18 protein-coding genes and 1 pseudogene are annotated in these 18,230 nt (G+C 67.4%); 13 read left to right on the top strand and 6 right to left on the bottom strand.

Annotated elements, in window-relative coordinates; all coding sequences use genetic code 11:
• The 4 genes from ACIA8C_RS16375 to ACIA8C_RS16360 all read left to right on the top strand — a co-directional run.
• Positions 1-190, top strand: a 190-nt coding sequence (locus ACIA8C_RS16375) for a hypothetical protein (RefSeq protein WP_397135278.1), incomplete at its 5' end; no start/stop codon positions are given.
• A complete protein-coding gene (locus tag ACIA8C_RS16370) occupies positions 183-344 on the top strand; it encodes a DUF4177 domain-containing protein (RefSeq protein WP_150400783.1) in 162 nt (53 codons plus the stop codon). The genes ACIA8C_RS16375 and ACIA8C_RS16370, both read left to right, overlap by 8 nt.
• An 11-nt stretch (positions 345-355) precedes the next feature.
• Positions 356-823 (top strand): RidA family protein, encoded by a 468-nt coding sequence (locus ACIA8C_RS16365; RefSeq protein ID WP_397135276.1) that lies wholly within the window; start codon positions 356-358, stop codon positions 821-823.
• 134 nt (positions 824-957) lie between these two features.
• Entirely contained in the window at positions 958-1,749 is a 792-nt protein-coding gene (locus tag ACIA8C_RS16360; RefSeq protein WP_397135274.1) for an MBL fold metallo-hydrolase, read from the top strand.
• Positions 1,750-1,822: 73 nt separating this feature from the next.
• Here the strand turns inward: ACIA8C_RS16360 and ACIA8C_RS16355 are convergent, their stop codons facing one another.
• The gene (locus tag ACIA8C_RS16355) at positions 1,823-2,497 is read right to left on the bottom strand and encodes a Crp/Fnr family transcriptional regulator (RefSeq protein WP_011206875.1); all 675 of its coding nucleotides are present in this window, start codon (positions 2,495-2,497) and stop codon (positions 1,823-1,825) included.
• Between the two features lie 213 nt (positions 2,498-2,710).
• Positions 2,711-2,938: a hypothetical protein gene (locus ACIA8C_RS16350; protein WP_014981184.1), complete on the bottom strand. Its 228-nt coding sequence runs from the start codon at positions 2,936-2,938 to the stop codon at positions 2,711-2,713.
• A 106-nt stretch (positions 2,939-3,044) separates the two neighbouring features.
• On the opposite strand from ACIA8C_RS16350, the gene nth reads away from it, so the two are divergent.
• The 4 genes from nth to ACIA8C_RS16330 are packed head-to-tail and all read left to right on the top strand — an operon-like array spanning position 3,045 to position 6,413.
• A complete protein-coding gene (nth, locus tag ACIA8C_RS16345) occupies positions 3,045-3,878 on the top strand; it encodes an endonuclease III (protein ID WP_397135272.1) in 834 nt (277 codons plus the stop codon).
• Entirely contained in the window at positions 3,875-4,510 is a 636-nt protein-coding gene (locus ACIA8C_RS16340) for a TlpA family protein disulfide reductase (RefSeq protein ID WP_397135270.1), read from the top strand. The genes nth and ACIA8C_RS16340 overlap by 4 nt, the downstream gene beginning before the upstream one ends.
• Entirely contained in the window at positions 4,507-5,223 is a 717-nt protein-coding gene (locus tag ACIA8C_RS16335; protein ID WP_397135268.1) for an NUDIX hydrolase, read from the top strand. Before ACIA8C_RS16340 ends, ACIA8C_RS16335 begins: the two co-directional genes overlap by 4 nt.
• Positions 5,220-6,413 (top strand): MarP family serine protease, encoded by a 1,194-nt coding sequence (locus tag ACIA8C_RS16330; RefSeq protein ID WP_397135266.1) that lies wholly within the window; start codon positions 5,220-5,222, stop codon positions 6,411-6,413. Before ACIA8C_RS16335 ends, ACIA8C_RS16330 begins: the two co-directional genes overlap by 4 nt.
• A gap of 22 nt (positions 6,414-6,435) precedes the next feature.
• Here the strand turns inward: ACIA8C_RS16330 and ACIA8C_RS16325 are convergent, their stop codons facing one another.
• The 4 genes and pseudogenes from ACIA8C_RS16325 to acs form a co-directional block, all read right to left on the bottom strand.
• Positions 6,436-7,371, bottom strand: coding sequence for an alpha/beta fold hydrolase (locus tag ACIA8C_RS16325; RefSeq protein WP_397135264.1), 936 nt, complete (start codon positions 7,369-7,371; stop codon positions 6,436-6,438).
• 46 nt (positions 7,372-7,417) lie between these two features.
• Positions 7,418-7,921 carry a phage holin family protein gene (locus ACIA8C_RS16320; RefSeq protein WP_397135262.1) on the bottom strand — a complete coding sequence of 168 codons (504 nt, stop codon included), beginning with the start codon at positions 7,919-7,921 and terminating at the stop codon, positions 7,418-7,420.
• 104 nt (positions 7,922-8,025) lie between these two features.
• A pseudogene (nhaA, locus tag ACIA8C_RS16315) lies at positions 8,026-9,255 on the bottom strand (Na+/H+ antiporter NhaA); the annotation flags it as partial.
• 180 nt (positions 9,256-9,435) lie between these two features.
• Positions 9,436-11,388: an acetate--CoA ligase gene (acs, locus tag ACIA8C_RS16310; protein ID WP_397135260.1), complete on the bottom strand. Its 1,953-nt coding sequence runs from the start codon at positions 11,386-11,388 to the stop codon at positions 9,436-9,438.
• Positions 11,389-11,800: 412 nt separating this feature from the next.
• On the opposite strand from acs, the gene ACIA8C_RS16305 reads away from it, so the two are divergent.
• The 5 genes from ACIA8C_RS16305 to ACIA8C_RS16285 all read left to right on the top strand — a co-directional run bounded on the left by ACIA8C_RS16305 (position 11,801) and on the right by ACIA8C_RS16285 (position 17,973).
• Positions 11,801-13,390: an ABC transporter substrate-binding protein gene (locus ACIA8C_RS16305; RefSeq protein ID WP_397135689.1), complete on the top strand. Its 1,590-nt coding sequence runs from the start codon at positions 11,801-11,803 to the stop codon at positions 13,388-13,390.
• Between the two features lie 58 nt (positions 13,391-13,448).
• On the top strand, positions 13,449-14,375 hold the full coding sequence (locus tag ACIA8C_RS16300) for an ABC transporter permease (protein ID WP_397135258.1): 927 nt from the start codon (positions 13,449-13,451) through the stop codon (positions 14,373-14,375).
• On the top strand, positions 14,368-15,345 hold the full coding sequence (locus ACIA8C_RS16295; RefSeq protein ID WP_397135256.1) for an ABC transporter permease: 978 nt from the start codon (positions 14,368-14,370) through the stop codon (positions 15,343-15,345). Before ACIA8C_RS16300 ends, ACIA8C_RS16295 begins: the two co-directional genes overlap by 8 nt.
• Positions 15,342-17,048 carry a dipeptide ABC transporter ATP-binding protein gene (locus ACIA8C_RS16290; RefSeq protein WP_397135254.1) on the top strand — a complete coding sequence of 569 codons (1,707 nt, stop codon included), beginning with the start codon at positions 15,342-15,344 and terminating at the stop codon, positions 17,046-17,048. The genes ACIA8C_RS16295 and ACIA8C_RS16290 overlap by 4 nt, the downstream gene beginning before the upstream one ends.
• A 178-nt stretch (positions 17,049-17,226) precedes the next feature.
• On the top strand, positions 17,227-17,973 hold the full coding sequence (locus tag ACIA8C_RS16285; protein WP_397135252.1) for an oxidoreductase: 747 nt from the start codon (positions 17,227-17,229) through the stop codon (positions 17,971-17,973).
• Positions 17,974-18,230: the final 257 nt, after the last annotated feature.

Raw genomic sequence — 18,230 nt, 5'->3', positions numbered from 1 at the left:
GACCACCGCTTTCGAGCGCAGCGAGATCGAGCATTCACCGTTCGCGGCCCGTCGCGCGTCCGAGCTGTCGAAGCGCATGCGCCGCAGGCGCGAGTCTCGACAGCTCGGACGCGCGACACCAGGGGGCCGCGAACACGCGGCGCCGCAGGCGCCGCAAATTAGACAGAGCTACGCTCACGGGCATGAGTGAAGCGACCGTATGGGAGTACGCGACCGTGCCGCTGTTGACGCACGCGACCAAGCAGATTCTCGACCAGTGGGGCGCCGACGGCTGGGAGCTGGTTTCCGTGCTTCCCGGGCCGACCGGTGAGCAGCACGTCGCCTACCTCAAGCGTCCGAAGTAAAGGGGAAGGGGATGACCGCAGTGACTGAGTGGGAGAGCAATCTCGCCAAGCTCGGAGTGTCGTTGCCTCCGGTGGTGGCGCCGGTGGCCGCCTACATTCCGGCGATCCGAACCGGTTCGCTGGTCTACACCTCCGGCCAGCTGCCGATGGCGGATGGTCAGTTGACGGTGGCGGGCAAGGTCGGCGCCGAGGTGAGCACCGAGCAGGCCAAGGATGCCGCGCAACTGTGTGCGCTCAACGCGCTGGCGGCGGTGCACGATCTGGTCGGACTCGACGCGGTGGTGCGCGTGGTGAAGGTGGTCGGATTCGTCGCCTCCGCACCGGGATTCAACGATCAGCCGATCGTGATCAACGGCGCGTCGGAGTTCCTCGGCGAGGTCTTCGGTGACGCGGGCGTCCATGCGCGTTCCGCGGTGGGCGTGTCGGAGTTGCCGAAGAACACCCCGGTCGAGGTCGAGCTCATCGTCGAGGTCAGGTAAATCTGGCCGCGCGGGCGAGGCGTGTTCGCGGCCCCCGGAGACGGGCCGCGAACGGCGCTCGCAAAACTCGCGCGTGGTTGCCATGTGGCAACCGGCGCTGAGGATTAATTGACCACACTCGAGGACGATGTGTCATGGCACTTGAACATCCCGCGTACGGACAACTACGGCAGGTCACTCCGACGGCGGCGGTGCTGCTGGCGGACAACCCGGGCCAGATGACGTTGCAGGGCACCAACACCTGGATTCTGCGCGCGCCGGGCCGAGCGGATTGTGTGGTGGTGGATCCCGGTCCGAAGGACAAGGCGCACGGCGCCAAGATCGCCGAGGTCACCGGGGGCGATATCGCGCTCACGCTGATCACTCATCGGCATCACGATCACACCGGTGGCATCGACCACCTCGTCAAGCTGACCGGAACCACGGTGCGCGCCAAGGACTCCGAGTTCCTGCGTGGTTCGGACGCACCGCTGGTCGACGGCGAGGTGATCGAGGCCGCCGGGCTGCGCATTACCGTCGTTGCCACTCCGGGCCATACCGGTGATTCGACGAGTTTCTTACTCGATGACGCGGTGGTGACCGGCGACACGATTCTCGGCAGCGGCACCACCGTGCTCGATTCGAGCGACGGCACCCTGGCCGACTATCTGGCCTCGCTGGATCGGCTGGTCGAGATCGGGGCGGGCAAGGCGCTGCTGCCCGCGCATGGCCCGGATCATCCCGATCTGGAGCCGGTGGCCCGGTACTACATCGCGCATCGACGGGAACGCCTCGATCAGGTGCGCGAGGCGCTGAAAGTGCTCGGCCCGAACGCGGGCGCGATGGCGGTGGTCCGGCGCGTCTACGCCGATGTCGACAAACGACTGTGGCTGGCCGCGCGCAGCTCGGTGCAGGCGCAGCTGGAATACCTGCGCGCCGAGGGCTAGCGAGACCTACGCCGAACACGACAACACGCTGGGCTCTAGGAGCTAGGAACCCAGCGTGTTGTTCGGTTGACGGTCAGCGCGCGCGGCGGGCCAGGCGCTCGGAGTCGGAGATGAGCACGCTCTTGCCCTCCAGCCGCAGCCAACCGCGGTGCGCGAAGTCGGCAAGCGCCTTGTTCACGGTCTCGCGGGAGGCGCCGACCAGCTGGGCGATCTCCTCCTGGGTCAGGTCGTGGGTGACCCGAAGCGCACCGGCTTCCTGGGTGCCGAACCGCTGTGCGAGCTGCAGCAGCGCCTTGGCGACCCGGCCGGGGACGTCGGTGAAGATGAGGTCGGCCAGGTTGTTGTTAGTGCGACGCAGGCGGCGGGCGAGCACGCGGAGCAACTGCTCGGCGATCTCGGGCCGCTGGTCGATCCAGGACTTCAGGGCGTCGCGGTCCATGGTGACGGCGCGAACCTCGGTCACCGTGGTCGCGGTGGAGGTACGCGGGCCAGGATCGAAGATCGACAGCTCGCCGAACATGTCCGATGGGCCCATGATGGTCAACAGGTTCTCCCGGCCGTCCGGGGATCTGCGGCCGATCTTCACCTTGCCCGAGGTGATGATGTAGAGCCGATCTCCTGGCTCACCCTCGTTGAAGATGACGTGGCCGCGCGGAAAATCCACCGGCTGCAATTGCTTGGCGAGGGCGGCCACCGCAGTGGGCTCGACGCCCTGGAAGATGCCTGCTCTGGCGAGGGCCTCGTCCACTTATGTGCTCCTTATGGGAAATGGCTCTGTACTGGACCGAAACCGACTCGGCCAACAGCGCAGTCTACGCGGCATGATGACAGCGTAGTGACAGACACCACGTAACGTGTGGATTGCGTGGCGCAGCGAGGAACCGTACCAGTTTCTGATCTTGGCATTCGCGGGCACCTAGCTGGTTGCCCCAGCTCTATCCGCAGGTCTGTCCGTCACGCGTCAGCTTGCCCGTGCCACATCCAGCTCTTCGCCGCGGGCGCGGCGTTTACGCATCCGGGCTACGGCCGCTGGCAGGCCGAGCCTCGTCAGCTCTTTCACTTCTGCGTTGCTTGCCTTGTCCAGGTACTGCTGAACCTCTTCGTCGGGTTCGAGAAGTTTGCGGAGCCGGTTCTCGACCCGCTCCATACCCAGTGCGAACAGCATCAACAGCACTGGGAAGAGCACCACAGCGAGTCCTTGCATACGGAGGAGTAAACACGGTCTAGGTCTCAGATGGAACACGGCAACCGAACTGGACGGGCAACGTTCGCCGATGGTTCCGTATGGTGGACAGGTGCGTGTCACCCCCTCCACAGCCGCCGGGAACGGGCGTGCGTCCGCCCCCGAGGCGACCGATGCGCAACCAGCTCCGGTCGCCGCTCCGAAACGGAAATCCCGCGCGCGACAGGCGGAAACTCAGCTTGGACTAGTTCGTCGTGCCCGCCGGATGAATCGGACATTGGCGGACGCTTTCCCGGACGCGCATTGTGAGCTGGACTTCACAAATCCGCTCGAATTGGCGGTCGCGACAATACTTTCCGCGCAGTCGACGGATGTGCGGGTAAATCTCACAACGCCGGCCCTGTTCGCCAAGTACCCGGACGCGCGCGCTTACGCCGAGGCCAACCGTGCCGAGCTGGAGGAATACATCCGCTCGACGGGTTTCTTCCGCAACAAGGCCAGCTCGCTGATCGGCCTCGGTCAGGCACTGCTCGAGCATCATGACGGTGAATTGCCTCACACCATGGACGAACTCGTGCAGTTGCCGGGGATCGGCCGCAAGACCGCCAACGTCATTCTCGGCAACGCGTTCGGCGTGCCGGGCATCACCGTCGACACCCACTTCGGCCGCCTGGTGCGGCGCTGGCAGTGGACCGCCGAGGAAGACCCGGTGAAGGTCGAGCACATCATCGGCGAGCTCATCGAGCGCAAAGACTGGACGATGCTGTCGCACCGGGTGATCTTCCACGGTCGCCGCGTGTGCCATGCCAGGAAACCGGCCTGCGGTGTGTGCGTGCTGGCCAAGGACTGCCCGTCGTTCGGGGCCGGGCCCACCGACCCGGACACCGCCGCCGAGCTGGTGAAGGGTCCGGAGCGGGAGCATCTGCTCGAGCTGGTGGGCCGGTGAGACAATTCCCGGTCGCCTGGCGATGGGCGCTGGCGGGATTGATCGCTGTGGTCGCACTGGCGGCCGCCCTGTGGCCACGGGGACGCGATACCGACACACACGCAGACAGCGGACAGGCACAACTGAGTGCCGGGGTGTCCGAGCAGCAACGCGCCGCGGCGGACCTCACGGCGTGCCCGCGACCGGTCTCCGGCGCCACCGGGTCCGGCCCGCTGGCCGGTATCCCGGTCAGCTGCCTGGCCGACGGCGGGCCCGTCGACCTGGCCGCCGCGCTCGCGGGTAAGCCTGCGCTGCTGAACCTCTGGGCCTACTGGTGCGGACCGTGTGCGCAAGAATTGCCGTATTTGCAGCAGTTCGCCCGACGCGCCGGAAACGCGATTACCGTGCTGACCGTGCACAGCGACCCCGATGAGGCCAAGGCGATTTCACGGCTGCGTGGACTGAACGTGAAACTGCCCGGTGTGCTCGATGCCGGCGCGCGGGTGCGCGCGGCCGTCGGTGCCCCCGCTGTGCTGCCGATTTCGGTGCTGCTGCGGGCGGACGGCTCGGTCGCCCAGGTCGAGGTGCGCGCGTTCACCGGGGTGGACGACATCGCCGACACCGTCGCGCAGGAGCTCGGGGTGGCCGCATGAGCATCCCTGTGCCGCAAGACATTCCGAAGTGGCTGAGCAAGGCTACCGAGCCGGCGGCGGATAACTCGGACACCCTCACGCTGGCGCGCACCCTGCGCCGCGCCATGGCCGTCACGTCGACGCCGCGGCAGGCCGCGGTCCTTGTCCTGTTCGGCGGCTCACCCGAGGCCGACGCCGACGGGCCGGGCGGCCTGCCCGCCGACGCGGAGGTGTTGCTCACTCAGCGCGCCGCCACCCTGCGTCAGCACCGCGGCCAGGTCGCTTTCCCCGGCGGCGCGGTGGATCCGGGGGACACCGGGCCGATCGACACCGCGTTGCGCGAGGCCTGCGAGGAGACGGGGCTCGACCGTTCCGGCGTGGAACCCCTTGCGGTGCTACCGAAGTTGTTCGTGCCGCCGTCGCGTTTCGATGTGACGCCGGTGGTCGCCTACTGGCGAACGCCGAGCACGGTCGGGGTGGTCGACGAGAGCGAGACCGAACGGGTGGTGCGGGTTCGGCTGGCCACCCTGCTCGATCCGGCGAACCGTTTCCTGGTCCGCGGCAGCCTCGGCTACCAGAGCCCCGCCTTCCAGGCGGACGGCATGCTGGTGTGGGGCCTGACCGGCGGCATCCTGGCCGGCATCTTCAAAGCCGCAGGGTGGGAACAGGATTGGGACCACCGCGATGTTCGTGACCTAGAGACCGCCCTTGCCGACGTGGGAATGACGTTATGAGTACCTCCGCGTGGCTCGATATCGCGGTGGTGCTGCTCGCGCTGCTCGCCGCCTCCTCGGGGTGGCGACAGGGCGCGGTCGCGTCCGCCCTCGCGTTCCTCGGTGTCGTACTCGGCGCGGTCGCGGGCATCCTGATCGCGCCGCACATCCTGATCCATGTCGACGAGGGCCGCGCCAGGGTGCTCACCGGCGTGCTGCTGATCGTGCTGCTGGTGATCATCGGCGAGGTCGCCGGCATGGTGCTCGGCCGTGCCGCGCGCGGCGGCATGCGACATCCGTTCACCCGCAGCGTGGACAGCGTGGTCGGCGCGGTGCTGCAGGCGGTGGCCGTGCTGGTCACCGCGTGGCTGCTCGCGCTGCCGCTGGCCACCTCGTCACAGCCGTCGATCGCCACCGCGATCAACGGTTCCCGGGTGCTGACCGACGTCAACGACGTCGCGCCGAACTGGTTGCGCAGGCTGCCCAACGAATTCTCCAAGCTGCTCAACACCTCCGGCCTGCCGGACGTGATCGGCCCGTTCGGCCGCGCCCCCATCGCGGCCGTCGAGCCGCCGGACCCCAGCGTGCTGTCCAGTCCGGTCGCCGCCTCGCTGCAGGGCAGCGTGCTGCGCATCCGTGGCGTCGCGCCGAGTTGCCAGCGCGCGCTGGAGGGTTCGGGTTTCGTCATCGCCCCCGAACGGATCATGACCAACGCCCACGTGGTCGCGGGCACCACCAGCGTGCAGGTGGACACCGTGCGCGGCCCGCTGGACGCGAGCGTGGTGCTGTTCGACCCGTCCAAGGATGTCGCGGTGCTCGCGGTGCCGGGGCTGACCGCCCCGGTGGTGCCGCAGGCGCCCGCCGCCGCGCGACCGGGTGACAGCGCCATCGTGCTCGGCTACCCCGGCGGCGGTCCGTACACGGCGAGCGCGGCCCGGGTGCGCGAGACGCTGGATCTCACCGGTCCGACGATCTACCGCGACGGGACGGTCGAGCGCGAGGTCTACACCGTGCGCGGCCGGGTCCGCGCGGGCAACTCCGGTGGGCCACTGGTGGATACCGACGGCGAGGTACTAGGCGTGGTCTTCGGCGCCGCCGTAACCGACGACGACACCGGCTACGTCCTCACCCTGGCCGAGGTCCGCGCCCAACTCGACGCCGCCTCCGGTTCCACCGTCTCCGTCGGCACCGGCGCCTGCGTCCTGAGCTGACAAACCGACCGAAGGCGCAGGGTCAGGTGAGGAGTTTGGCCAGTTCGGCGGTGACTACGTCCGGGTTTTCCTGGTGGGCGTAGTGGCCCGCGGCGGGGACGGTGGCCAGGCGGCGGTCCGGTGAAAGATGTTGGCCGCGGCGGAATGTGCTGGTGAGCACGTAGGGGTCGAGGTCGCCGCGGAGGGCGAGGACCGGGATGCGGATCGGTTCGCGCATGGTGGCCATGAAGCGGCGGCCGTCCGGACGCCACTGGCTACGGAAGGCCCAGCGCTGATATTCCAGCGCGCAGTGCGCGGCACCGGGGATCTGGATGGCCGAGCGCATCCGTCGCGCGGTGTCGACGAATTCGGTAGTGCCGGACCAGGATCCGCTCACCCGCTGCCGCAGCATCCGCTCGACCTCGAACCCGTCGCCGGAGGTCAGCAGCCGCTCGCCGTAGCGGGGCAGTTGGTAGCGCAGGAAGCTGGGCAGCCAGGTGGCGCGCTGATGGCGGTTGCGCAGCACCGCGCTCTTGAGCGCGGCCGGATGCGGCGAGCTCACCACCGCGATGGAACGAACCAGCCGAGGTTGCAGCACCGCGGTCGCCCAGCACACCAGGCCGCCGTCGGCATGCCCGACGAGGGTCGCGTCGGTGTAGCCGAGGGCGCGGATGAGCCCGGCGATATCGCCGGCCAGGGTCCAGCCGTCGTAACCGCGCGGCGGTTTGTCGGTGTCCCCGTAGCCGCGCAGGTCGACCGCCACCGCGCGATAGCCGATGTCGGCGAGCCCGGTCAGCTGATGCCGCCAGGACCACCAGAAGTCGGCGAAACCGTGCAGCAGCACCACCAGCGGTGCGTCGGCGCGCTCGGGGGCGGCATCGACCACATGGAATCGGATGCCGTTGGCATGAACGTCCCGATGCGCCCACGGTCCGTCGAAACGGACGCTGGACGGATCCGGAATATGGTGCGACGACACGCCGAGGCAGCCTAGTAGTTCGGGGTATCCGCGCGCGAGCGTGCGGTTACGAAGCGGGTTTTTCCAGCGAGCGGGGCCCGTCGCTCGCGCCGCCGAGTCCGTGCGGCAGCACCGCGCGGGCTTGTTTGAGCGAGTCGATCGTCTTCTCCGGCGCCCGCAGCTTCTTCACCCGCAGATAGCCGAGGAAGGCGAGCGCACCGGCCGTGACGATCATCGACGCGAACACGATCAGGAACGCCGCCCAGCGGGCCAGCCACACGTCGAGCAGCTCGCCCGCGAAGAAGAAAAAGAAGAACGTGCTGAACAGCAGGACGGTCAGCGCGAGGATGAAGTAGACGCTGCCCTGCAGCCCCTTCTTGATCTCGCCGGTCACCTCGGCCTTGGCCAGCGCCACCTCGGCCCGGACCAGGGTCGACATCTGTTCGGTTGCGTCGCGCACCAGGGTGCCGAAGCTGGCGCTACCGCTCGGATTGGCGTCGGACAGGGGAATGGAGGTCACCGTACGACCGCGCTGCGCGTCGTTCCCGTTTCCGCCGTTTGTGACACTCACTTGGTAGACCCTTCTCCCTGTCCAGGCACTGCTTCGGCCTCTGTGTTCGATGGGCGGCGCTCCCGGTGCCCTGCGTGGTTACCCAAGCTATCGCCTCCGGGCACATCGCTCGCGCCGCCGTCTTCTCGTTGTAGCGCACGGGCGTCCCGCCGCGCCTGGTGGACACGCCCACGTCGCAACAGTAACGCCGAACCGGCGAGCGACGCCGCCATTGATGTCACCAACACAGCGGCCTTCGCCAATTCGACTTCGGAGCCGTCTCCGACGTCGGCCAGCGCGAGTTCTGCCACCAGAAGGCTAACGGTGAACCCGATCGCGCCGAGCACCGACAGGGCGAACATGTCGCGATAGCCGAGTCCGGCGGGTCGCTTCGCCACCCCGAACCGGATTGCGAGCCAGCTGATCCCGAAGATTCCGGCGGTTTTGCCGAGCAGCAACCCGAGAATGATGGCCAGCGCCAGCCTGTCGCTGAACAGCGCACCGAATACCTTGCCGTCCAACGGAACTCCGGAGGCGAACAACGCGAACAGCGGCACGCACAGCCCGGCCGAGATGGGCTGGATCAGGTGCTCGAGCCGGGTGGCAGGCGCCTGCTCCTCGCCGGGGTCGGCGCGCACCCTGGTGAGCAATCCGAGTGCAACGCCCGCCAGCGTCGGATGGATGCCCGCCTCGTACAGCGCATACCAGGACACCAGCGCCAGCGGAAGATAGAGCCACGGCGTGCGGATCCGCCTGTGCTGGGCCAGCGCCCACCCCGCGAAGCAGGCCGCGGCGGCCAGCAGCCACAGCAGCGCCAGCGTCGAGGTGAACAGGACGGCGATCACGATGATGGCCATCAGATCGTCGACCACGGCGAGGCTGAGCAGGAACACCCGCGCGCTCGCCGGGATGCGCGAGCCGGTCATGGCCAGCACGGCCAGCGCGAACGCGATATCGGTGGCCACCGGAATGGCCCAGCCGCGATCCATCCCCGGCACGCCGAGGCCGACTACCAGCGCGATCAACGCGGGGGTGACCACACCGCCGACCGCGGCGATGATCGGCAGCGCGGCCCGCTTCGGGTCGGCCAGCTCACCGACGACGAGTTCGCGTTTGAGCTCCAGCCCGGCGACGAAGAAGAAGATGGCGAGCAGGCCGTCCGCGGTCCACTCGGCCAGGGTGAGATCCAGGTGCAGCGGCGCGATGGTCAGCGTGGTCTTGGTCATCGTCAGGTAGCTGTCGCCCCACGGCGAGTTCACCCACAGCAACGCGACCGCGGCCGCGATGAGAAGGATTGCACCGCCGACTGTTTCGGTGCGGAGATAGCGGGATAGTTCCGAGCGCACTTGCGTGATCACGGGGAACCTTTCGGCAGGGTCGGTCAACGCTGCGACCGCGCCATCGACCGGTTCGGCTGTCAGGTACGCGACCGCATGCCGACCAGACTTCCCGGCACACCTTACGCAATCCTAACGGGTAGGGCCGGTGACGAATCACGCCACCGGCCCTAGCATGGAGCGCCCGTCGGTTCTTGGCTACGCCTTGGACGCCCGAATCGCCTCGAAGACGTTGGGGTCGACCAGCGTCGAGGTGTCGCCGAGTTCCCGGCCCTCGGCGACGTCGCGCAGCAACCGGCGCATGATCTTGCCGCTGCGCGTCTTGGGCAGCTCGGGCACCACGTGGATCTCCCTCGGCCGCGCGATCGGGCTGATGGCGCGCGACACCTCCGCCTTCAGCTCGGCGACCAGCGCCGCGCCGGTGTCCTCGGCCTCGGCGGTCAGGATGACGAACGCGACGATGCCCTGACCGGTGGTCTCGTCACTGGCCCCGACCACCGCGGCCTCCGCGACACCGGAATGCCCGACCAGCGCCGACTCCACCTCGGCGGTGGAGATGCGGTGGCCCGACACGTTCATCACGTCATCGACCCGGCCGAGCACCCAGAGGTCACCGTCGGCGTCGAGCTTGGCGCCGTCACCGGCGAAGTACCAGCCCTGCTCGGCGTAGCGCTCCCAGTAGGTGGCCCGGTACCGCTCCATATCGCCCCAGATGCCGCGCAGCATCGACGGCCACGGCTGGTCGAGCACGAGGTAGCCGTTGGCCTCGGTCTCGCCGCGCTGCACCGGCTTGCCCTCCTCGTCGACGACCAGCGCCGAGATGCCCGGCAGCGCGGCCGTCGCGGCACCCGGCTTGGTCGTGGTGACACCGGGCAGCGGCGAGATCATGATCGCGCCGGTCTCGGTCTGCCACCAGGTGTCCACGATCGGCGTGCGGTTGCCGCCGATGACTTCTCGGTACCAGCGCCAGGCCTCCGGGTTGATCGGCTCGCCGACGCTGCCGAGCAGCCGCAGGCTGGACAGGTCGTGCGCGGCCGGGATCTCGCGGCCCCACTTCATGAACGTGCGCACCAGCGTCGGCGCCGTGTAATAGATGCTGACGCCGTACTTTTCGATGATCTGGAAGTGCCGGTGTTCGTCCGGGGAGTTGGGCGTGCCTTCGTAGACCACCTGGGTGGTCCGGTTGGCGAGCGGTCCGTAGACGATGTAGCTGTGTCCGGTGACCCAGCCGATGTCGGCGGTGCACCAGTAAACGTCTTGTCCCGCTTTGTGATCGAAGACGTTGTGATGGGTGTAAGCGGTCTGGGTCAGGTAGCCGCCGGAGGTGTGCAGGATGCCCTTGGGCTTGCCGGTGGTGCCGGAGGTATAGAGGATGAACAGCGGATGCTCGGCATCGAACGCCTGCGCCTCGTGTTCCGGCGAAGCCTGAGTGACCGTCTCGTGCCACCACAGATCGCGGCCGTCGGTCCACGGCACCTCGGTCTCGGTGCGGCGCACCACGAGTACATGCTCGACGGAGTGCGGCACATCGCCGTTCGCGAACAACGCCTCGTCCACCGCCTCCTTGAGCGGGGCCGCCTTGCCGCGCCGCCACTGCCCGTCGGTGGTGATGATCAGCCGGGCGCTCGCGTCGTCGACCCGCTGGCGCAGCGCGGTCGGGGAGAAGCCCGCGAACACCACCGAGTGGGTGAGCCCGAGCCGCGCGCAGGCCAGCATCGACACGATGGCCTCCGGCACCATCGGCATGTAGATGGCGACGCGGTCACCCGCTTCGAGGCCGAGCTCGGTGAGGTAGTTCGCGGCGCGGCTGACTTCGGCGAGCAGCTCGCGGTAGGTGATCGCCCGCGAATCGCCCGGCTCGCCCTCCCAGTGGATGGCGACCTGGTCGCCGTGCCCATCGAGCACGTGCCGGTCGACGCAGTTGTAGGCGACATTGAGCTTGCCGTCGGCGAACCACTTCGCCACCGGCGCGTCGCTCCAGTCCAGCACCTGCGACCACGGCTGATGCCAGTGCAACCGACTCGCCTGCTCGGCCCAGAACGCGTCGCGGTCGGCCGACGCCTGCTCGTAGAGCGCGGCATCTGCGTTCGCCGCGGCCGCGAACTCCGCGCTCGGCGGGTAGGAGTCCCTGTGGTCGGCGGTTTCGGTCATCTCGTTTCTTCTTTCCACGTAGCCTGAGCGCACGATTCAAACGCAGCACGTTCGACAGTAATCAACTGTGACCTACGCCGCGTCCGGTCTGTTCACCGGGTTTCGGTCTCGACACGCCGTCGCGTAATCCGCAACGGAGGGTCGGCCCCGGAGACACCGGACGGTCTCTACAGAGGCAATGTTCCGGCCATTAGGTCATATTCGCGCGATGTTTTTCGTGTTTCGGCCATGTTGCCGGATTGGTAACAAGTGGAACGAACCTTTGTCAATCCGATGACAAGGCACGCTCTTGTGGATAATCTGCGAGGCACCCAAGGCGGTTTGTGCCGGCATGCGCCTGGTGACCTCACGCGCGTGCCAAGGATTCCGCCCTTCTCGAAATCGGGAGAACGCGTTGAGATTCAACAGAGCAATGGCGCTGACTGCGGCAGCACTGCTGGCTACGAGCCTCGGACTGTCGGCATGCTCGTCGGACGACAGTGCCGACGCGAGCATCGTCACCACGAACGCCGGTGAGCCGCAGAACCCGTTGGTGCCCACCAACACCAACGAGAACATGGGCGGCCGCGTCGTCGACCGATTGTTCGCGGGCTTGAAGTACTACGACGCAGACGGCGTCGCGCACGACGAACTGGCGCAGAAGATCGAGACGACGGACCGGAAGAACTACACGATCACCATCAAGCCGGACTGGAAGTTCTCCGACGGCAGCGCGGTGACCGCGAAGTCGTTCGTCGACGCGTGGAACTACGGCGCCCTCGGCACCAACGCTCAGCTGCAGAGTTACGCGTTCACCCCGATCGTCGGGTTCGACGAGGTGTCGGCGGAGAAGCCGACGGCACAGACGATGTCGGGCCTGAAGGTGATCGACGACAAGACCTTCACCGTCGCGCTCAAGTCGCCGTCCATCGACTTCGAAACCGAACTCGGCTACGCGCCGTTCTACCCGCTGCCCGAGGCCGCGTTCAAGGACATGAAGGCGTTCGGCGAGAACCCGATCGGCAACGGCCCGTACAAGTTCGCGAAGAACGGCGCCTGGCAGCACAACGTGCAGATCGACCTGGTGGCGAACCCGGACTACCACGGTGGCCGCGTGCCCAAGAACAAGGGCCTGCGCTTCGTGATGTACCAGACGTTCGACACGGCATACGCCGATCTGATCGCGGGCAACCTGGACACCCTCGACACCATCCCGGACAGCGCGATCACCTCGTACAAGAAGGATCTCGGCGATCGGGCGATCACCAAGCCGACCGCGCAGAACCAGCACGTCGGTATCCAGACCAACGTCCCGCACTTCGCTGGCGAAGAGGGTGTGCTGCGCCGCAAGGCACTCTCGATGGCGATCAACCGAGACCAGATCTGCGAGAACATCTTCCACGGCACCAGGCTGCCCGCGCGTGACTTCACCTCCGCCTCGCTGCCCGGCTTCAACGGCGACCTGCCCGGTTCGGAGTTCCTGAAGTACAACCCCGACGAGGCCAAGAAGCTGTGGGCCCAGGCCAACACCATGTCCCCGTGGTCGGGTCGCTTCGAGATCGCCTACAACTCCGACGGCGGCCACCAGGCCTGGATCGAAGCCGTTGCCAACAGCATCAAGAACACGCTCGGCATCGACGCCATCGGCACCCCGTACCCGACCTTCAAGAACATCCGCGACGAGGTGAACGCCAAGACCATCGGCAAGGCGTTCCGCTACGGCTGGCAGGGCGACTACCCGACCATGCTGCAGTTCCTCACCTCGCAGTACTACAGCTACTCGGCCACGAACAACGTCGACTGGAAGGTCCCGGAGTTCGACAAGCTGCTCGACGCCGCGCTCGCCGCGCCGACCTTGGCGGAGTCCTACAAGATCGTCGCGCAGGCGCAGACCATGATGCTGCAGCAGATGGCCGACATCCCGGTGCTCGACTACATCGCCTCCGCCGGTCGATCGGACAAGGTGAAGGCCGCGCCGCTGGCTTGGAACGGCCTGTTCGCCTTCGAAAACATCGAGAAGTAGCCGCTATTGAGCCGCGCCGCCCCTGGCGGCGCGGCTCACCACTGACCCAGGAGGCGAAATGGCCTGGTATATCGTGCGGCGTCTGCTTCAAATGATCCCCGTGTTCCTCGGGGCGACGTTGCTCATCTATGCCCTGGTATTCCTCGTCCCCGGCGATCCGATTCACGCGCTCGCCGGCGACAAACCGATGACCCCCGCGGTGGAGGCCCAACTCCGCGCGCGGTACCACCTCGACCAGCCCTTCTTCATGCAGTATCTGCTGTACCTGAAGGGCATCGTCACCTTCGACTTCGGCACCTCCTTCTCCGGCAGGCCGGTGCGCGCGGAGTTGGCGCGCGCCTTCCCCATCACGATCAAGCTCGCCGCCATGGCGGTGTGCGTCGAGGCCGTGTTCGGCGTGGCGTTCGGCCTGATCGCCGGCCTGCGCAAGGGCAAGCTGTTCGACTCGACCATGCTGGTCATCAGCCTGATCGTGATCGCAGTGCCGATCTTCGTGGTCGGCTTCCTCGCGCAGTTCCTGCTCGGGGTGAAGTGGGGGATCGCGCCGGTGACCGTCACCGGCAAGGCGAGTTTCACCGAGTTGCTTGTCCCGGCATTCGTGCTCGGGTCGCTGTCGTTCGCCTACGTGCTGCGGCTGACCCGGAACTCGGTGGCGGAGAACATGTCCGCCGACTTCGTGCGCACCGCGACCGCGAAGGGGCTGAGCAGGCGCCGGGTGGTGACCGTGCACATTCTGCGCAACTCGATGATCCCGGTGATCACCTTCCTCGGCGCCGAGCTCGGCTCGTTGATGGGTGGCGCCATCGTCACCGAGGGCATCTTCAATATCCCCGGTGTCGGCGGCACGCTCTATCAGGCGATCACCCGAGGCGAACCGCCGACGGTCGTCTCGTTCGTCACGGTGCTGATCATCGTCTTCTTGGTCTCGAACCTGATCGTCGACCTCCTCTACGCCGTACTCGATCCGAGGATCCGCTATGCCTGACCTCGACAAAGGACAAGGAATCGACCTCGCGGAGAGCGCGGCTCGCGGTAGGCAGACCTACTTCGTCGCGCCGCCCGACGAGGTCGAAGTACTCGCGACCGACATGGTCGTCGACCAGGGCTCGCCGAGCAGCATCTGGTACGACGCCTGGCGGCAGCTGCGGCGTAATCCGATCTTCATCGTCGCGGCGCTGATGATCCTGTTCGTGCTCGTCGTGGTGATCTGGCCCGGCTTGTTCACCAGCCAGGATCCCCGGTACTGCAACGGCGACTTCAGCATGGCCCCGCGCGGCGGGGGTCATCCGTTCGGTTTCGACAAGCAGGGTTGCGACATCTACGCCCGAACCGTTTACGGCGCAAGGGCTTCGGTGATGGCCGGGGTCGGCTCCACCATCGCCTTCGTGCTGATCGGCGGCGTGCTCGGCGCGCTGGCCGGCTTCTACGGCGGGTTCCTCGATTCGGTGGTCTCCCGTGTCGCCGAGATCTTCTACGCGATCCCGCTGATGCTGGCCGCGATCGTGATCATGCAGCTGCTCGATTCGCGGACCATCTGGACCGTGATCCTCATCCTCGCCGGGTTCACCTGGCCGCAGGCGGCCCGGATCGCACGCAGCGCGGTGATCCAGGCGAAGAACAGTGATTACGTCACGGCGGCAAAGGCATTGGGCGTCTCCCGAATACGCACGCTGATTCGGCACGTGCTGCCGAACGCGGCGGGCCCGCTGATCGTGGTCACCACGATCTGGCTCGGCGTCTTCATCGTCACCGAGGCGACGTTGTCCTACCTCGGCGTCGGGTTGCCACGCACCATCGTGTCCTGGGGCGCCGATATCGCCTCGGGGCAGAAGGAGATCCGCTCCTCCGCGATCCTGTTCTATCCCTCGGCGGCTTTGGCGCTCACCGTGCTGAGCTTCATCATGCTGGGCGACGCCGTGCGCGATGCCCTCGACCCGAAGGCGAGGAAGCGATGAGCGAATTCCGCAGCGCACAGTCGCCACTGCTCGAAATCAAGGACCTGAACGTCTGTTTCACCTCGGACGGCAAGCGGATCCCCGCGGTCCGCGATGTGAACCTTTCGGTGTATCCGGGCCAGACCGTCGCGATCGTCGGCGAATCCGGCTCCGGCAAGTCGACGACGGCGCACGCGATCATCGATCTGCTGCCCGGCACCGGACAGGTGACCTCGGGTTCCATCATGTTCGACGGCAAAGACCTCGCCAAGGCGTCCAAGAAGGATGTCGTCGCGGTCCGCGGCAACGGGATCGGGCTGGTCCCGCAGGATCCGATGTCCAACCTGAATCCGGTGTGGAAGATCGGCTTCCAGATCCGGGAGACGTTGGAGGCCAACGGGATCGCCAAGGGCAAGGCAGCCAAGCAGCGGGCCATCGAGCTGTTGCACGAGGCAGGCATGTCCGACGGCGAGCGGCGGGTGAACCAGTATCCGCACGAGTTCTCCGGCGGTATGCGGCAGCGCGCGCTCATCGCCATCGGTCTGGCCTGCCGCCCCAAGCTGCTGATCGCGGACGAGCCGACCTCGGCACTCGATGTCACCGTGCAGCGGCAGATCCTCGATCACCTCGACGGCCTCACCAACGAGCTCGGCACCGCCGTCCTGTTGATCACGCACGATCTCGGCCTCGCCGCCGAACGCGCGGAGCATCTGGTCGTGATGTACCGCGGGCGTGTGGTGGAATCCGGTCCGGCCCTGCAGATTCTGCGCGAACCGCAGCATCTGTACACCAAGCGGCTGGTGAACTCGGCGCCCTCGCTCGCCTCGCAGCGGCTGTCTTCGGTGAAGCAGCGCATCGAGATTCGCGAGCAGGCGGTGCAGGTGGCCGAGCAGATCGTGGCCGCCGATACCGAGTTGACCAGCGCCCCGGACGATGTGGTTGTCGTCGACAACCTCACCAAGGCCTTCAAGATCCGCGGCAGCGCGCCCTGGAAATCGTCGGACTTCATGGCGGTGCAGGATGTTTCGTTCCGGCTGCGGCGCGGCACCACAACCGCGATCGTCGGCGAATCCGGTTCGGGTAAGTCGACTGTCGCGCAGATGATCCTTGGCCTGCTCGAGCCCACGTCGGGCAAGGTGATGTTCGACGGCAAGGAAGTGGCGAAGCTGGATCGCAAGAGCGCCTTCGCGTTCCGGCGCCGGGTGCAGCCGATCTTCCAGGACCCGTACGGCTCGCTGGACCCGATGTACTCGATCTACCGCACCATCGAGGAGCCGTTGCGCACGCACGACATCGGCTCACCGAAGGAGCGCGAGGCCACCGTGCGTGAGCTGCTCGACAAGGTGTCGCTGCCGTCCACCGTGATGCGCCGGTACCCGAACGAGTTGTCCGGTGGTCAGCGGCAACGTGTCGCCGTCGCCCGTGCCCTCGCGCTCTCGCCCGAGGTCGTGGTCTGTGACGAGGCGGTGTCCGCACTCGACGTGCTGGTCCAGGCGCAGATCCTGCGGCTGCTGAACGACCTGCAAGCCGAACTGGGCCTTTCGTATGTGTTCATCACCCACGACCTGGCCGTTGTCCGGCAGATCGCCGACAACGTGCTGGTCATGCAGACCGGCAAGGTGGTCGAGGCGGCGGCCACCGAGGAGGTCTTCGACAATCCGCGCGAGGAGTACACCCGCCGGTTGTTGGATGCCATCCCCGGCCGAGATCTGTTGGTGAGCTGAGGGTTCGGCTAGCCGAGATGGTCAAGCGGAGGCGGCCGTCCCGACCCGATGGGTCGAGGCGGCCGCCTTTGGCGTCCCCCAGCTGCTCGCTGACGGACGCGTGAACGTGGGCTGAGTATCGGGGCTCCGGAACGGGCTGGGTCCGGCGTTCGCGCGGGCGCAAGTAGCCTCGTAAGCCGTGACCGATCCGCTACAGCCTCTCGTCGATCTCCCCGGTGTCCGCGCGGCCGCCGACCGTGCCCGCGACGCGCTCGCCGAGGTGCATCGGCACCAGGCGAACCGGCGCGGCTGGCCGACCACCGCCGCCGAGGCCGCGGTGCGTGCGGCCCGATCCTCCGCCGCCATCGACGGCGGCAGCACCGAGCTGCCCGCCGACGGCCAGGTCGGCGATCCGATACTGGCCGGATCGTTGCGGGTCGGACAGGCTTTGGACGGTGACGCGCTGCGAAATCTGGTCGGCACCTGGCAGCGGGCGCCGTTGCAGGCGCTGGCCCGGCTGCATCTGCTCGCCGCGGCCGACCTGGTGACCGACGAGGAATCGCTCGGCAGACCGCGCGCGGACGCCGGGGTGGCGCAGCGGCTCGATCTGCTGGTGCAGGCGGTGCTCGGGTCGAGTGCGCCCGCGCCGGTGATCGCGGCGGTGGTGCACGGAGAACTGCTCGCATTGCGGCCGTTCGGGACCGCCGACGGTGTGGTGGCGCGGGCGGCCTCGCGATTGGTCGCGGTGTCGAGTGGGCTGGACCCGCACAGTCTGGGGGTGCCCGAGGTTTTCTGGCTGCGGCGCAGGCAGGCGTATATCGATGCGGCCGTGGCGTTCGGAAGTGGTGCGGCCGACGCGGTGGGCAGCTGGGTGCTGCTGTGCTGCGGTGCGCTGGCGGACGGTGCACGCGAGGCCACGTCGATCGCCGATTCGGCGTCGGGGTAGTGCACACATCAAAACGGGCGGCGTTGTCGTTGCCGACCTCGCCGCCCGCGTAGCACGGACTACCCGGTTACCAAGCGTGCTGGGTGGGTTGTGTTCTTACGGCCTCGGCGATAGTCCGAACTCCGGCGGTTCATCCCCGCAACCTGTGCGAGGCCTTCGCCGACGAAGACCCGGATTTCGCAGGCCCACAACGCTTCTGCCCTTGTCGCGGCGCGCTCCGCGTGGGTGCCTGGTGCCCGTGCTGGGAAGGGTGGTTG

The organism is Nocardia sp. NPDC051321, assembly GCF_044455225.1.
In the GTDB taxonomy this organism is placed as follows: Bacteria; Actinomycetota; Actinomycetes; order Mycobacteriales; family Mycobacteriaceae; genus Nocardia.
Note: the sequence above shows the minus strand (reverse complement) of the source record. Positions and strands in the feature narration are given on the sequence as shown.

What these genes read in the sequence shown, in the direction of transcription:
- ACIA8C_RS16370 (WP_150400783.1), top strand. Translation starts at nt 183, where the DNA reads ATGAGTGAAGCGACCGTATGGGAGTACGCGACCGTGCCGCTGTTGACG.
- ACIA8C_RS16365 (WP_397135276.1), top strand. Translation starts at nt 356, where the DNA reads ATGACCGCAGTGACTGAGTGGGAGAGCAATCTCGCCAAGCTCGGAGTG.
- ACIA8C_RS16360 (WP_397135274.1), top strand. Translation starts at nt 958, where the DNA reads ATGGCACTTGAACATCCCGCGTACGGACAACTACGGCAGGTCACTCCG.
- ACIA8C_RS16335 (WP_397135268.1), top strand. Translation starts at nt 4,507, where the DNA reads ATGAGCATCCCTGTGCCGCAAGACATTCCGAAGTGGCTGAGCAAGGCT.
- ACIA8C_RS16330 (WP_397135266.1), top strand. Translation starts at nt 5,220, where the DNA reads ATGAGTACCTCCGCGTGGCTCGATATCGCGGTGGTGCTGCTCGCGCTG.
- acs (WP_397135260.1), bottom strand. Translation starts at nt 11,388, where the DNA reads ATGACCGAAACCGCCGACCACAGGGACTCCTACCCGCCGAGCGCGGAG.
- ACIA8C_RS16305 (WP_397135689.1), top strand. Translation starts at nt 11,801, where the DNA reads ATGGCGCTGACTGCGGCAGCACTGCTGGCTACGAGCCTCGGACTGTCG.
- ACIA8C_RS16300 (WP_397135258.1), top strand. Translation starts at nt 13,449, where the DNA reads ATGGCCTGGTATATCGTGCGGCGTCTGCTTCAAATGATCCCCGTGTTC.
- ACIA8C_RS16295 (WP_397135256.1), top strand. Translation starts at nt 14,368, where the DNA reads ATGCCTGACCTCGACAAAGGACAAGGAATCGACCTCGCGGAGAGCGCG.
- ACIA8C_RS16290 (WP_397135254.1), top strand. Translation starts at nt 15,342, where the DNA reads ATGAGCGAATTCCGCAGCGCACAGTCGCCACTGCTCGAAATCAAGGAC.